Annotated in this window: 15 protein-coding genes and 1 pseudogene; 5 read left to right on the forward strand and 11 right to left on the reverse strand. The window is 41.5% G+C overall.

The window, feature by feature from the left end; translation table 11 throughout:
- Positions 1-23: 23 nt before the first annotated feature.
- From HZC34_02815 to HZC34_02835, 5 genes and pseudogenes are all read right to left on the reverse strand, one after another.
- Positions 24-1,157, reverse strand: coding sequence for a hypothetical protein (locus HZC34_02815; GenBank protein MBI5700766.1), 1,134 nt, complete (start codon positions 1,155-1,157; stop codon positions 24-26).
- A gap of 30 nt (positions 1,158-1,187) precedes the next feature.
- Entirely contained in the window at positions 1,188-1,400 is a 213-nt protein-coding gene (locus HZC34_02820; protein MBI5700767.1) for a DUF167 domain-containing protein, read from the reverse strand.
- Positions 1,397-1,804, reverse strand: coding sequence for a hypothetical protein (locus HZC34_02825; protein ID MBI5700768.1), 408 nt, complete (start codon positions 1,802-1,804; stop codon positions 1,397-1,399). The genes HZC34_02820 and HZC34_02825 overlap by 4 nt, the downstream gene beginning before the upstream one ends.
- Complete coding sequence (locus HZC34_02830; GenBank protein MBI5700769.1) at positions 1,801-2,022, reverse strand: hypothetical protein; 222 nt, start codon at positions 2,020-2,022, stop codon at positions 1,801-1,803. Before HZC34_02830 ends, HZC34_02825 begins: the two co-directional genes overlap by 4 nt.
- Before the next feature lie 38 nt (positions 2,023-2,060).
- Positions 2,061-2,431 (reverse strand): annotated as a pseudogene (locus HZC34_02835) (fumarylacetoacetate hydrolase family protein).
- Between the two features lie 22 nt (positions 2,432-2,453).
- Between HZC34_02835 and HZC34_02840 the strand changes: the two are divergent.
- The 5 genes from HZC34_02840 to HZC34_02860 all read left to right on the forward strand — a co-directional run bounded on the left by HZC34_02840 (position 2,454) and on the right by HZC34_02860 (position 8,732).
- Positions 2,454-3,020: an MBL fold metallo-hydrolase gene (locus HZC34_02840; GenBank protein ID MBI5700770.1), complete on the forward strand. Its 567-nt coding sequence runs from the start codon at positions 2,454-2,456 to the stop codon at positions 3,018-3,020.
- Between the two features lie 115 nt (positions 3,021-3,135).
- Positions 3,136-4,542, forward strand: coding sequence for an FAD-dependent thymidylate synthase (locus tag HZC34_02845; GenBank protein MBI5700771.1), 1,407 nt, complete (start codon positions 3,136-3,138; stop codon positions 4,540-4,542).
- Entirely contained in the window at positions 4,535-5,662 is a 1,128-nt protein-coding gene (locus HZC34_02850) for a type III PLP-dependent enzyme (GenBank protein ID MBI5700772.1), read from the forward strand. The genes HZC34_02845 and HZC34_02850 overlap by 8 nt, the downstream gene beginning before the upstream one ends.
- A 14-nt stretch (positions 5,663-5,676) precedes the next feature.
- Entirely contained in the window at positions 5,677-7,455 is a 1,779-nt protein-coding gene (locus tag HZC34_02855) for a YgiQ family radical SAM protein (GenBank protein ID MBI5700773.1), read from the forward strand.
- A 74-nt stretch (positions 7,456-7,529) separates the two neighbouring features.
- A complete protein-coding gene (locus HZC34_02860; protein ID MBI5700774.1) occupies positions 7,530-8,732 on the forward strand; it encodes a hypothetical protein in 1,203 nt (400 codons plus the stop codon).
- On the opposite strand, the gene HZC34_02865 is transcribed toward HZC34_02860, so the two are convergent.
- From HZC34_02865 to HZC34_02890, 6 genes are read right to left on the reverse strand one after another with little or no spacing between them, the layout of a single operon-like run.
- On the reverse strand, positions 8,634-9,512 hold the full coding sequence (locus HZC34_02865; GenBank protein ID MBI5700775.1) for a ubiquinone/menaquinone biosynthesis methyltransferase: 879 nt from the start codon (positions 9,510-9,512) through the stop codon (positions 8,634-8,636). The two genes, HZC34_02860 and HZC34_02865, sit on opposite strands and share 99 nt — an antisense overlap.
- Positions 9,505-11,457 carry a CofH family radical SAM protein gene (locus tag HZC34_02870; protein MBI5700776.1) on the reverse strand — a complete coding sequence of 651 codons (1,953 nt, stop codon included), beginning with the start codon at positions 11,455-11,457 and terminating at the stop codon, positions 9,505-9,507. Before HZC34_02870 ends, HZC34_02865 begins: the two co-directional genes overlap by 8 nt.
- A complete protein-coding gene (locus HZC34_02875; GenBank protein ID MBI5700777.1) occupies positions 11,447-12,505 on the reverse strand; it encodes a CofH family radical SAM protein in 1,059 nt (352 codons plus the stop codon). The genes HZC34_02870 and HZC34_02875 overlap by 11 nt, the downstream gene beginning before the upstream one ends.
- The gene (locus HZC34_02880) at positions 12,502-14,289 is read right to left on the reverse strand and encodes a UbiD family decarboxylase (GenBank protein ID MBI5700778.1); all 1,788 of its coding nucleotides are present in this window, start codon (positions 14,287-14,289) and stop codon (positions 12,502-12,504) included. Before HZC34_02880 ends, HZC34_02875 begins: the two co-directional genes overlap by 4 nt.
- Entirely contained in the window at positions 14,279-14,848 is a 570-nt protein-coding gene (locus HZC34_02885; protein MBI5700779.1) for a UbiX family flavin prenyltransferase, read from the reverse strand. Before HZC34_02885 ends, HZC34_02880 begins: the two co-directional genes overlap by 11 nt.
- A gap of 11 nt (positions 14,849-14,859) precedes the next feature.
- The gene (locus HZC34_02890; protein ID MBI5700780.1) at positions 14,860-15,684 is read right to left on the reverse strand and encodes a 4-hydroxybenzoate octaprenyltransferase; all 825 of its coding nucleotides are present in this window, start codon (positions 15,682-15,684) and stop codon (positions 14,860-14,862) included.
- Between the last annotated feature and the right edge of the window lie 4 nt (positions 15,685-15,688).

The following is a 15,688-nucleotide window of genomic DNA, read 5'->3' on the forward strand; positions in this document are numbered from 1 at the left end:
CCGCCTCCTAAGTTTTTTTCATCCTACAAACTACTTTGATAGTCGATCAACTTTTTTATCACTCTGATCAAATTTGTAAAATTAGTAAGCGGGATCGTTTTTTTCGCTTGTCCAGTTATAGAATCAATTAATTTTTGCACTTCTTGTTTAAACTTTGGATCGCCCTTAATAAGATCACAAGCTTTTTCACATTCTTGCCCTTCGCTTGGCGCAAATCCGTTGTGTATTTCCTGTATTCCCCCGGAATACAGGCCAAAGCTAATAGTCCATCCCCCGCCGCCTGTCCCTCCCGATCCTCCCTGAAAAAAAGTAATTGAATTATTCTGAAATTTTGTTGCCACAGCATAGACGCCATACCCTGTGGTACAAATAAAATCTTCGAGGCAATCGGGGATCGCATCTTTTAGGGCGGCATTTATATCAAGATCGGTTTTAGGCTTGATCAACCATTCAAAACAATTATTTACTTTTCCAAGTAGGGCTTTTTTACTTGGATCAATTTCGGCTTCTCCATAAAGCCACAACAACAAACTATTAGATACTTTGCCGGCAAAATCATTTTGGTTTGGCGTGTAAACAGCAGTAATTTTACCTTTCGAATCATAAATTGCGAGAGTTCCCGATGCAATATCAAAAACATATGAATTGCCAAGATTATCGATTTTTTCTATCGTTGAGCCATTATTATAAACTTTTGTATTAAGAGATGGCTTCCCGTCAAACATTGTTGTTATATCTATGCCATCGATATTTTGGCATTTGGGAGGGATGTACAAACTGCAGACAGGCGGATTTTCCGCATCACCTGAAGCATCAGCAATGCTGGCGTCTATTGGCATAGATATATCAGCTGGCACATCTGATCTGATATCAACAGGCGTAGGAATGTCCACTCCAGATATTTCCGGCTTAAAAATAATTGAATCTTGTGCGCGCAAAAGATCGCCCGCTTCAGCTTTTGCGTCAATTGTAGCTCTGGCAGAAATTCCGCTTATCGCCGAATTACCGCACCCAAAATGTGGAAGAAGAGTTGACCCTGCTAGAGCAAGCCGTGGAAGAGCCATTCCAATCGATCGAACACTTCTCGTAAAATCCATTCGCATACCCATCGTTCCACCTTCTGCCAATATCTCGTGAGGTATTAGGGAAAATTTCACTTTTGAGGAATATTTATTTGAAGAGTAAAATTACAAGATCTTTACCACTTTGAGGTTAGAGTGCAATCCGCGCATGATCTTGATCCTGTTCTTTTTGACATTGTATTCTTCGGCAAGCATTTCGATCATGGCAACGTTTGCTTTGTTATCGACAGCGGGTGCTGTCGTGTACAACCTATTGCCCTTGAGCTCATTTCGGCTCGCGTTCGCTATTACTTTAATTTCTAATGTTATTTCTGTCATGCTTTCCTTATAAAACAAGTATGTTTCTTTATATTTTTGAATTGGATCTCAAAAAGATCAAATATTATTTTCCTGCCCAGAACATTTGGCACTTCATTGTTTTCAGCGATAGCAACATCCACCTCAATTTCATGCTTGCCAATTAACAGCTCCATTTTGTGGATATATGCATTTATATGGCCTGATCCGATCCCCTTTAATCTTATTTTCTTTCCCTTATTTATATCATGGCCAAACAATTCGCCATGATCTTTCGTCATTATGCTGATATCTGCGCCAGAATCCACATACATGTTGATCGCTCGCCAAACCTTCGACTTGTCTTTCATATAAACTTCAGCGACAGGGCGATAAACCGATCCAAACGACTCAGAGTATTCTTCAAGCCAGCGGCATTCGATCACAGTATCAAGGAATCCATCGTAGGGATCGTTCCCATTAGGGGCTCATTATCGGGGAATAACTTTTTTGATTTATTATATGCTTGAACCGCTGATTTTCCGACACTAACTTTTTCATTTACAATCGCATAAAATAATCCGGCATATTTTTTTTGCAGCTTAACCATATTCTTGCTTAACCAAACAAAATCTTTATGTATCCTTTTTTGCTCTGGAACCATTTTTTATCACCTGTGTATATTATATCAAATTTATGGGCTTAAACAATAAAATTCGTCAGTTTTCCTATTTTTTCGATCTCAACAACAATAGTATCCCCAATTTGCATAGGCCCAACCCCGGGAGGGGTCCCGGTCAAAATTATATCTCCGGGCATTAATGTCATCACTTGGGAAATAAAAGATACCAAATGATCAACTTTATAGATCATATTTGAAGTGTTTGAACTCTGCTTCAACTCGCCATTCAAATATGACTTGATGGATAAATTATCGGATCTCCATCTTGAATAAGAGAAGTTGGCGGTTTCAAGAATATTATCGGATCTTCAGGAAGCGTTTCTTTCATCTCATTGGCGTGATCGCTATAATTTAAACCTACGCAAATTATTTTTGATGGATTGAATTGCATCTTTATATTATAATTCAAACTTATGGAAATAGAAACAATAAAAGTCGGACACCTGCAGACAAATTGTTATATCGTAAAAGACGGCAATGAGGCATTAGTCATTGACCCGGGATTTGAAGCGAAAGAAATTTTGCCTCATTTAGGCGATGTAAAAGTGTTGGCAATTATCTTAACCCACGGCCACTATGATCATGTTACAGAAGCCTTCAAGTTAAAAGAAGGCATCAACTTTCCCATCTATATTCACAAAGACGATGACGCCATGATGGCTTATACAACTGGACTTAGAGCGGACAAATTTTTGAAAGATAATTCGACATTTGTCATTGGAAATTTGACATTTGACATTATTCACACTCCCGGACACACTTTAGGCGGCATCTGCCTTTATAATAAAAAAGAACATGTTTTATTTTCCGGCGATACACTTTTTAAAAATGATTATGGGAGAATCGATCTTCCCGGAAGTTCGCAAGATCAAATGGAAGAGTCGCTTAAGAAATTACAAAAACTCCCGCCCGAAACCAGAGTTTATCCCGGGCACGGCGACCCCACAACAATTGGTGATGAAAAAGATTTAATCATCTGATAGAATGGCTTGAGTTTAATAATCCGAGGAACCGCGAAGCCCGTTCTCCGCAGCAGTGCTGCTGCGAAGGGTGAATTCATGAGCAGGTTCCGAGCATAAAAGAAAAAAATAACATATGAAGATATTATTAGCCGGATATAATTTGGATTCAACAGTTATCGAAGGATTAAAGAAAGGGGAAACGAACAGGTCGGATGTCACTCCTGAAGTTTTATCCGCATCATACGCCAGAATTTCCCGCGATTCCCGCCCTATCGACGAATTACGCGCCGACGCAAGGCGAGAAGTTGAGAAAGCAAGGAAATCGAACTCCACTATAATTTTCAAAATGGGACATCATTCAGTTGCAGAACATGCCGTATTCAATTTCGATATCATCGATGTAACCAGATTTTCTTTTGAAGAAATAGAAAAATTCAGGCTGTGTTCTTATACGGAAAAATCTCAAAGGTACCAAAAGCTCGAAAACCATGATCTAGTACCGGAAGAAATAAAAGCTATCGGACTTGATGTTCTATTTACAAAAACGATCGAAGCGCAAAACAATTTCTATCAGGACATGGTTTCAAAAGAAATTCCGCCAGAAGACGCAAGATATATAACCTCCCTTGCGACCCTTGGCCAAGTTGGAATGACCCTAAATGCGCGAAATCTGGAACTTCTATTTAGAAGATTTGCTTCTCATCCGCTCCAAGAGATCCAACAGATCGGACGCGGAATTTACGATCAAGTAAAGAACATCGCGCCATCGATCATCCTATTTACTGAAGCAACGCCGCTTGACAGGGATACATACAGGGAAATAGAAGGAGTAGCAGGGAGGAGCATGGAGAAGCAGGGATTTAAAAAACCAAAAAATGAAGTTTTGCTTGTTGATTTCAATAAGAGGTCTGATGAGTTAACTCTCGCCGCGATGCTCCATACAACAACTTCAAACAATTTCAAACAGTGCCAAAAAATGGTTAAGTCAATGACGCCGGAACAGAAAGAAACATTGATCAAAACTTCTCTTAAAAATCTTGAATTCTACGATTCACCTATAAGGGAATTTGAATATGCGGATATGATTTTTGAGCTGACGATCTCCGCCGCGTGCTTCGGCCAGTTAAAAAGGCATAGGATAGCGACAACTACTTCTCAAGCATACGATCCAAAGCTTGGAGTGACTATTCCAAAGTCTATTATCGAAAAAGGCTTGAAGAAAGAATTTATGAAAGTTATCCGCCAAACAGAAAAAGCGTATGAAGAAATTTTAGCAAAAAATAAAATTGCAGCTCCATATGTTTTAACGAACGCTCATCGCAAGAGAGTATTGTTTAAATGCAATGCGCGAGAGCTCTATCATATAAGCCGCCTCCGCGAAGACGGGCACGCGCAATGGGACATACAAAACATCTCGCGAGAAATGTCGAGGCTCGCAAAAGAAATAATGCCTCTCACAATGCTAACTATCGGCGGGAAAGATTCATACCCGGAAATTTATGGAAAAGTTTTCGGCGTGAAGCCGGAGAAAAATGCCTAACTTAAAAAAACTCGCTAAAGAATTCGGGACCCCTCTTTTAATAATCGACCACAATATTATTCGCAGGCAATATAAGGCTTTGAGAAAGCATTTGCCTCGGATTGGTCTCTATTACGCGATAAAAGCGAATCCCGAAGTGGAAATAATACAAACCTTGGCGCCTATGAATTCCGGTTACGATGTCGCGTCATATAATGAATTCCTCCAAGTGATAGATAACGTCCCCGACGAAGAAAAAAAGGATTACAAAAATTTTATTTACGACAAGATCATTCTCGCAAATACAATTAAGCCGATCGATACTTTGAAGAAATTGGCAAACCAGCAAACCCTCATGACGTTCGATAATCCGGAAGAACTAAGGAAAATCAAAAAATATTGCCCTGACGCGGGGCTCATTTGCCGAATAAAAGTCGCGAATGTCGGATCGGTCGTTGAATTATCGTCAAAATTCGGCGTTGAACCGGGAAATGCGGTAAATCTTATTTCATCCGCATTCAACATGGGGCTAAGCGTTGAAGGAATAAGTTTCCATGTAGGAAGCCAATGCCTGAATATCGATAATTATGTAAACGCGTTAAACGCATCGTCTGAAATATTCAAGGAGGTCGGCAAGCGCGAGCATCAGTTGAGATTATTGAATATCGGCGGCGGTTTCCCTGTCCCATATGATAGCGCAAATGTTTCATTTAAACAACTTGCCGAAAAACTTAGGAAAGAGATCGACCGCCTATTCCCGAAGAAAATCGAGATCGTCGCGGAACCCGGCCGATTTATGGTTGCAGAATCTGCAACGCTTGTTGTTGAAATAATCGGGAAATCGGATAGGGACGGAAAAACAGTATATTATGTAAACGACGGGGTTTACGGGACGTTATCGGGTGTAATTTTTGATCACATCCCCTATCATTTCAATTCATTCAAGCGAGGGGCAAGATCGGCATGCGCGGTCGTTGGCCCTACTTGCGACGCATTTGATTCGATCTCAACTTCCGAAATGCTGCCGAATTTAAGCATCGGCGATCTTCTTTATGTCAAGAACATCGGCGCATATTCAAGCGCATCAGCTACAAATTTCAACGGGTTCGATAAGGCGAAGATACTGCATATAAATACTTAATGCTATAATTAATCATGCCATTTCTTCCAATCAACAAATCGGAGATCAAAGAACCGCTCGATATTATCCTTGTATCAGGCGACGCGTATATTGACCACCCAAGCTTCGGTACTGCTTTAATCGGAAGATATCTGGAATCTCATGGATTTACGGTAGGCATTATCGCACAACCGGATTGGAAAAAAGACGAAGATTTTTTAAAACTCGGCAAACCCAAATTATTCTTTGGAATAGCAGCCGGAAATCTCGATTCCATGGTTGCGAATTACACATCCGATAAAAAAGTCCGAAGGACCGATATGTATACCCCCGGCAACGAGCCTGGCCATAGGCCCGCCTCGGCGGGCAGGCCCGATCGCGCATCAATTGTTTACACAAATAAGATAAAACAACTTTTTCCCGATTCTTTTATTGTATTGGGCGGGGTGGAAGCAAGCCTACGTCGTTTTTCTCATTATGATTATTGGGATAATAAAATTAGACGATCGATACTATTCGACTCGAAAGCAGATATATTGGTTTATGGCATGGCGGAAAATGCGATCGTTCAAATTGCACGAAAACTTTCTACCCCCTCTGCCGCTTCGCGCCATCTCCCCCTTAACAAGGGGGAGATTATAGAGGGGGTAAACAACACCTGCGTCATATTGAAAGATATCTCTGCTCTAAAAAACTACGTTATGCTCCCGTCGTTTGAAGAAGTATCGACCGATAAAAAGAAATTCGTTGAAGCGTTCAAACTTTATAGCAATGAGATCCAAAAGAAAGAACCAAAAATTACTATTGAGCCGTGCCAAGGACGATATCTCGTGGCATATCCTGCAAAGATGATGACGCAAGCAGATCTGGAAACTATTTTTAAACTTCCTTTTATGAGGGAACCCCACCCTGTTTATAAAAAACCTATTCCCGCATGGGACTTCGTAAAGTTTTCAACAATCTCGCACCGCGGATGTTTTGGAGGATGCTCGTTTTGCGCAATAGCTTCGCATCAAGGAAAATATATCGTCAGCCGCAGCCAAAAATCGATCGAAGATGAAATAAAAAATATCATCATGAAGCAAAAAGGCTTTACCGGAAACATTTTAGATATTGGTGGGCCGTCGGCAAATATGTACCAGATGAAATGCAAAAAAGAAGATGGCTGCACAAGAATAAGCTGTATTTTTCCGACTAAATGCCAAAATCTAGACGCTTCACACAAACCAGTCTTAAAGATGCTAAGAGCAATTAGGAATATTCCGGGAATAAAACACGTATTCTCAAATTCGGGGGTCAGATACGATCTAGCGCTCGAAGATCCTGAATACATAGAAGAACTTGCAAAATTCCATGTAAGCGGCCAATTATCGGTCGCGCCGGAACACATTTGCGAAGAAGTCTTGATGCTTATGAAAAAACCAAAGATCGGTGTATTTGAAAAGTTCAAGAACGAATTCCATAAACATTCCGAAGCCGCGGGCAAAGAACAATATCTGATCCCTTACTTCATTTCATCTCATCCAGGATCAACATTGGAACATGCCTTAGAGTTAAGCCTCTTCCTAAAGAAAAATCACATGAAGATAGAGCAAGTGCAAAACTTTCTGCCATCCCCCATGACACCGTCAACATGCATGTATTATACCGGGATCGATCCTTTTACAGGGAAAGCAATCCATGTGCCAAAAGGCGAAGAACGCAGTTTCCAAAAGGCGCTTCTCCAGCCTCATTTGGAAAAGAATAAGAGGCAAGTTATCAAAGCGTTGACCGTCCTTGGAAAAAGGACATTAATCAAGGCTTTACTAAATTAATTATTCGCCCTATTGACAATAAAACCCAAAAGGTAAATAATTGCATCAGTTTAGGATATTATCAGGAGGCTAAAATGAAAAAGATGTTTGGAAATTGGTCTTTGGGTCTTGGAATTTATTTGGCCATTGGGATTTTGATTTTTGGATTTACCGCTCTTGCGGTCGGTTGCGGCCAAACGACTACTTCGGCAACAACAACTACAACCAGTACGACAACAACTTCAACGTCGTCAACATCATCAACCACAACGACAACCACAACAACTACCACGGTTACAATCAGCTCAACTCAAGTTAGCGCCGCGCGAGCAGCTTCTATTTTGGCGAACGGAGGATCATCTGCCGGGACATCAACAGGAACAGTTGGAAATGCTTCAGGAACATCCGTAGCAGTTTCATCTCTTTCAATTTTATCGATTAATTCAATCATGGCTCTTGCAGCCGGCGGCCCGCCAGATTCATTTTTTACACCGCTTCCTGCAGATGGTTATATTTCACCGACAACCGAAAGCCTTGGCGGGAATATGACTCCATATATAAAGTTGATCACAGTGGGCGGAACTACAATAGATGCTGCTTTTTTATCAGGAAAGAAAATTGCTATTATAGGAACGGTCGACGCGAAGAGCATTTTATCTGGAAGTCCAGGATCAATGCCTGCAGGTTTTAATGCTGGATTGATGAGTTTTATGGACAATTTTGAAGGTACAGCCAGTACACAAGAGGCTTATGCCAGCGCAAGCATTTTTCATGCAATAACAACAGAAGCGGAATATCTGTGCTGGGCGTTTATTTTTCCTTCGATGGAGTCCAGCATAATATCTGCAGGGGGGGGGGCGGCCACTAGTATGAACGGAAAACATCTTATAACTCCTGAAGTAACTGCATCCAATAAAATCGGATCAATGGCAGTTAAAATGGTTTTCTCAAAAACAGCGACAGGAGAAATAGTCGTTAATGTTAACACAGCTCCTACCGGCCGGCCGACTAGCGGCACATATTCGGGATCGGGCAAGCTGACCACTGCGGTAGCAACTCTTGATGCTGTAATGAGCATGGTATTTGGCTCGTCGGGGCCGCCAACCAGCGTTACGATCATTGCGACAACCGAAAGTTCACCGGCAATTACAGTTTCCGTCTCAATGAATCCCTCAACCGGAGGTCTGCCTTCCGGATCGCTATTCAACAGCGCTGGCACATTGATCGGAACTCTTGAGGCCACAAGTTCCGGCGGAAGAGTATATATTGGCAATACAAGCGAAGCCTTTAGCTTTTGACATAGTGGAAAGAAAGCAATGACGATGACGATTATGTTTATGCCCGGAGCATGCGCTGCAAGGTTTTATTCCGCAATAGGTCTTCGCAACGCCGAAAGTCATAGGCCCCATCTCGACATCATTAAAACCCGAATCGCGCATCATTCCCATGAATATCTGTGGGCTCGGGAATGCATCAATGGAATCAATTAGATATTTATAAGGCTGATGTTTCGATAAGAATAGGCCTAGGAATGGGACAAGAAGCTTAGTTAATAACAAATATCCCAAAAGAAAAAAGACGTTGTCAGGTTTTGACAGTTCCAATATGACAACGCGCCCGCCCGGCTTTAACACACGAAACCATTCTTTTAGGGCCCCTATCCTGTCATCGATGTTTCTAATTACAAATCCGCTTATGACCCCATCTACTGACCCCGATCCATTTGGCAATGTTAATGCATCTCCATGAACTAATGTAACTAAAGATGAAAGTTTTGCATCCGCAATTTTCGATTTTCCGATAACAAGCATGTTCATGGAGTGGTCTACACCCAAAACTTTGCCGGACTTATTTTTAAATCGCCCGGCAATTTCGATCGACAAGTCGGCCGTTCCGCACCCTGCATCAACATACGATCCGCCATCTTTTATTCGCAGGAGATCGACAGCTTGCTCCCTCCAATATTTATCGCGGCCGAAAGATAGCAACTTATTTAAAAGATCGTATCGTTTGGATATCTTGTCAAACATAGATATATTGCTCGCAGGCCGCATCAAGGCTTTATTGTGATTATTCATAAACTTCCACAATCTGATAATTGGAATCTCTTTTTGCAGGAGTAAAGCCGCTTTTTCTTATCAAAGTTTTTACCCGATCTTCGGTCGTTTTTCGCTCATGCCCGGCAGTTTTTAAAACACTTTCTTCAACCAATACGCCGCCAAAATCATCGGCACCCGATATCAGGCCCAAACACCCGGCATTTTCGCTTTCAGAGAACCAAGAAGATTGAATATGGTCAAAGTTATCGAGGATCAAACGAGATGCCGCGACCAATCGCACATAAAAAGCAGGATGAGCTTGGTTTTTAACCTGTTCACCTAACTTTGAATTACCGGATTTGAATGACCATGCAATGAAGGACGAATATCCCCCTGTCCTGTCTTGGGATTCCCTCAATGCCAATAGATGATCGACAATATTTTCGATCGTTTCAACATGCCCATACATCATGGTCGCTGTGGTTTTATATCCGATTTTATGCGCGATCTCCATTATTTCGATCCACCGGTCTGCACTGCATTTTCTCGGGCTTATTTGTTTTCGGACACTTGAAACTAAGATCTCCGCACCACCGCCAGGCATAGTGTGAATACCTTCATCCCAAATGGATTTTAAAATATATTCAGCCGATCTCCCTTCGAGCTTTCCCAAATAATCTATTTCTGACGGGCTTAATGGATGGATATGGATATTCGGAGATCTTTCTCTTATTGTCCTGATAAAAGATAATATTTGATCAAATTTTATTTTTGGATTCAATCCGCCCTGCAATAATACGGTCGAAGCTCCTTTTTCCTCCGCGACCTTTACTCGATCGGCAAGTTCACCAGGGGCCATCGTATAAGCATCTTTCTCGCCGGCTCTTTTATGGAAGGCGCAAAAACTGCACTCAACCGTACAGACATTCGTATAATTTAGATTTGTATCCATTACATATGTAACAAGTCGGCCCGGATGGCGCTTCATTCTTTCTTCATGCCCCATCCTCATAATCTCGCCTAGTGGGAGATCTTTTAACAAGCTTATACATTCAGCTTTTCTACGCGTAGGAGGGGCTTTAGCCCCGAACGACCCTAAAGGGCCTTCTACGCGGATACCAGAATCTCTCCACTTCTTAAATTGATCATCCACTTCTTTAATTTTATTCATAAAGAAATCTTGGCCTTTAAGATCGGCTTCTGTCAATTTTCTTCTCATGCCTTTCAGATATTGGACCATTTCTTTTTTTTTGATATTCAATCGACGAGCTTCAATTCCTGCCGAATTAAGGATCAATTCATCGTCTCGCAGATCGAGCTCTTTAAGCCAATTTGTAAGAGCATTTTTTTCGGGCCGCGAGGCGTCTGATCTTACGATCCATCTTGAAAAGACGAATGGAAGACCAAATGCATTATGCCAGAGAGTAACCAGATCGTAATGTTTTGAATAATTTTCTTTATCTCTAAAAGTCAGTGCTTCATCACCTATTATCAAGACCGCATCGGCTTCGTTAATATTTTTGGTGACCTGCGGCAAATTAGAATAACAACGCGCAGCAGAGGCTTTAGCCTCTGTGCATAGCACCCCTAAAGGGGTGCCTACGCGATTTGGGGTGCCTACGCGATTTGGGGTGCCTAGCCGATTTATTAATAGAACAAAAAGAAGTTGAATAGATGTAGCCGATTGCCCTGTTAAATAGATCTTGGAACTTTTGTTTAACTCTTCAAATTTAATATTTGAATAAAACATTACTGACCCGACTTTTTCACTGGCCGCAACACCGTATGTTCCCAAATATTCAAACTTAACCGTTAAGCCTGGCATTGCCCCGATAGGTACTGGAGCTGATACAACAATGTTATTTTCAAATGCTTTTGCTGCTTCAAATGGATTTTGATATAGAAAATTGAATCCCTCGGGGCATCCAAGTTCTCTTACAGGCGATAGATTTGCGTAATGATAGATAGATATATTATTGTTCATTGAAATTCCCGTCTCGCTCAGCAGGGATAAATCCCCCGAATTTTATAATATCGATCATCATGTTTCGGCTAAGAGATTCAGGGCTTGATGCAAGGCCCGAATGCGCAATCCTCTCTTTCCCTAATGTCCCATCAAGATCATCCGCGCCCCATGACAATGCGGCAGCCGCAGTATCAACCCCTATCATCGGCCAATATGCTTTAATATGTGCGAAATTATCAAGTAGCAATCGAGACAAAGCAACCATCCTCAAGTTTTCAAGCGGCGAAGGACCTGTTCCGGACCGATCATTTGTTGAAGGCTGATATGCGAGAGGAATAAAACACGAGAAACCTTCGCTTGCGTCTTGTGCATCTCTTAAAGCGATCAAATGGTCAACGATCTCTTCATCTGTTTCATCAAGCCCATAAAGCATGGTCGCATTTGATCTGATACCAAGCTTATGAGCGAGGTGATGAATTGAGATCCATGTTTCAGGGCTTATCTTGTTTGGACAATATTTAGCTCGCATTCTTGTAGAAAAAAGTTCAGCACCGCCGCCGGTCAGAGAATTCAATCCTGCTTGCTTAAGCTCGGTCAATATGCCTTCAACAGATCGTTTTTCATCATTTGCAAATCTGTCTATCTCAACCGCAGTATAAGCTTTGATATATAGAGCGGGGTATAATTTATTAATACTTGAGATAAGTTCGAGCGATTTCTTATATGGCCAATGCTTATTCATCCCGCCCGTAATGTGGACTTCTTTCAAATTGTATTTACTTACTTGACCCAATATTTCTTTTTTGGACATTGTATAAGCGGTTGGATCATTTTCAAGCGCATGATAGTGGCAGAACTTACATTGGCTGTCGCAAATATTTGATGGATTAACCATAAGATTCAAGACAAAGGTGGCATTCCGAGAGAATCTTTTCAATCTATTCCGCATGGCGGCTTTTCCTAACGCATGGACTTGATCGACATCTTTAAACGCGGCTAACTTTAGAGCTTCATCTAGGCTCAAGCGTAAGCCCTTTGATCCTTTTTCCAAGATGCGATCGATCATTTAATTTTACTCTGACTCAATATCTTGTCCCATTTCTTATCGACATTTTTAACTATTTCGGGATCAAATTCTACGGGCTTGCGATACCCTGTTTTCCAGGAAGCATCGATGCATATAGGGAATTGGAATACCGCCCTATTGCCATCAAGTTTTATTCCGTCAGGGTGAATATCTTTTAGAGGATCAAAGCGCGTGAACCATCCCCAAAGCATGCTCATAGTAGATTCAAGATCAACATCATCGGAGACCAGCACATGGAAAAGATATTTCAAAGAAGCGCCATTAGCTTTCAAAGCCGCTATAACACTCTCACGATCAAAAGATCGGTCAACTTGGGCGATCAAAAAGGATTCGCCCAGTGCCACGATCTTTTTAATATTTTTATGTACATCAGTTGCCTTTGGAGGATTTGGAGGCAGATTAGTCCTGATCGGATTTCCACGGTCCGGAGCTATAAGTATCAACCGGCTCCCAATGTTCATAGTGGGTCCTGTAAAATCCAAAGTATCTTGAGCCGTTGGCGCAATAAGATGAATTCCAGTTATAGGATCCAGATTCCGCCAAAGGCTTCGGCTGACATTGCGAAAATCCTTTATATCTTTGCAATCAGAACCTACGACCATCAGTATTTTTGTAAGCGAGAGCTGGCCTTCACCCAATATCGCAAATGCATGTTTTAGCGCTTCATGTGTATAACGCTCGTTAACTGATGCAACAGCTAGAGGATGGAACCCTGTTTCAGGATAAGCCCAAAGATCCGAAATTCCTTTGTGCATGAATTTTAACAAAGGGATCGTCATTTCTTGAAGAGCGCATCCAATGTAATAGTCTTCCTGCGGAGGTTTTCCAACAACTGTTGCTGGATAAATTGCATCTTTGCGACTTAGAATTCGATCAACTCTAAATACAGGGAAATTAGCGGAATGAGAATAATGCCCAAGATGATCGCCGAACGGACCTTCTTTTCTTACATCTCCGGGAGTTACACTTCCTTCTAAAACAAATTCCGCTTGAGATGGAATTCTATGCCCTGTCTGTTTTCTTTTGATCATATTGAGCGGCGCGCCCAAAATGAGTGCTGCAAGCAATCGCTCATCGATCCCTTCAGGAAGAGGCGCTATAGCCGCCATAGTAAGTGCCGGTGGTCCGCCTAAAATAACACTTATCGGAAGTTTCCGATTTAAAGCGGAAGCGACTTTAAAATGAAAACCTCCGCCCTTTTCGATCTGCCAATGCATTCCGGCACTTGTATCGTCAAACCTTTGCAACCTATATATTCCCAAATTCCCGGTGCCGTTCTCCGGGTGTTCGGTATGAACAAGAGGCAGAGTAAAAAACGGTCCGCCATCAAGCGGCCAGCAAGTTAAGACAGGCAATTGGTTTAAGTGTGCGGGTTCTTCTATATTTTCGAGTACAGGGCATGAACTAACTGATCGCATTCTAGAATTTATTATTCTAAATATTTTATTTCGATTTTCCCACAATTTCCCTATCGTCGGGGGCATTAGGTCTGTTGCAAGGCTTACAAGATCGTTGCCTATCTCACCCGGATGTTTCCCAAAAACCAAATTAGTGCGCTCCTGTGTTCCATAAAGATTTGAAACAAGCCGACGGCCCGGATAGCCTTTCAAATTCTCGAACAATAAAGCAGGCCCTTTTTCAGCCAAAAACCTATGCTGAATAATAGTTATTTCCTGATCGGGATCAACTTCCTCGGTTATGCGAACAAGTTCTCCCCGCTTTGCCAGATCATCGATATAATCTCTTAAATTCTTATAGATCAACTACATCCTCCCAAGTTTTTCCGGTTTGGAATCCAAGAAGTGAAAAAACACGATCTGTAAATGAATCCAATAGATTATAGAGGCTAATATCCTTTGTGTCTTTTTTCCCGAACATATAGAATTGCGGGCTCATCGGCATGATTATGCCTCCCGCCTGAGTAACGATCTTCGCATTTCTTAGGTCGATAAAAGAAAGCGGCGACTCTCGAAGGCAAAGTATCAATTTGCGCCGCTCTTTTAATTGGCAATGAGCTGTGCGAGTGATGAGGGTTGAACAAATACCCGATGCGATCTCTGCTAAAGTATTTGCGGAACTTGGGAGTATTACCATACCCGCAGACTTTACAGATCCTGACGAAATTGAAGCTGCAAGATCGTTGTTATCAAATACTTTTGCGGCTTTTTTTTCGAGATCGGATATCGGCCCGCATTCTCTCTCGTAAACCTCTTTCCCCCATTTGCTGTAAACCAGAGAAATAGGAGCCGGGGATTTTTCTATAAAGATTTTCGCGGCGGCAGCTTCCGTAGCTCCAGTTACCGCCAATATAATATTATCCATTTCCCCCTCCATTATAAAAAGACGACCATTGCTCCCAATATCCCCGTTATTGCGGATAGTGGGAAGAACCTTGTTTCAAGTGGAACAAAAGGCATATGCGAAAGTAAATAAAAAATCCCACAAGCAAAAAGCGCAAAAAACAAAATAATAAAAAAATATAAAAAATAAGAGAGAGAGAATAAAAATATGAATGAAATTACATGGGTAATCGCCGCGACTACTAAAGCAGTGCTACCGCCAAAACTGCTTGGGATGCTATATATGTTATTATTTTTATCAAAATCTATATCTTGAAGAGAGTAAATAATATCGTAGCCGCTCATCCAAAAGATAGTAAACCCCGCAAGCAATAGGATCTCCGGAGTAAAATTCAAACTTTGCGTCACCGCCACATATGCACCCAATGGAGAAGAACCCAAAACGAGACCGATCCCAAAGTGGCATGCCCAAGTAAAGCGTTTTAGCAACGAATATGTGCTTAAAATAAAAAGAGGTAAAGGCGAAAGCATAAGAATAAATGGACCAAGCAAATAACAAGCTAACATATAAAGGCCAAAGCCTACCGCAGCAATGCCAATTGCATTATTCAAAGATAATTTCCCCGATGGCAATTCTCTTCCCTTAGTCCTTTTATTTAATAAATCGATCTTCCTATCCAATATCCTGTTCATCGACATTCCAAATGTACGAGCGCCGACACCCGCCATTATGATCAAAGCTAGAGTATAAAGGCTTGGAATATGCCTGCTTGCCCCAAGATAAGCTCCCGCAAATATCAAGGGCAAACTAAAGATCGTATGTTCAATTTTTATAAAGTTAGTGATTTTATTTAGCATACTT

Source organism: Candidatus Saganbacteria bacterium (genome assembly GCA_016223245.1).
Lineage (GTDB): Bacteria > Margulisbacteria > WOR-1 > XYC2-FULL-46-14 > XYC2-FULL-37-10 > JACRPL01.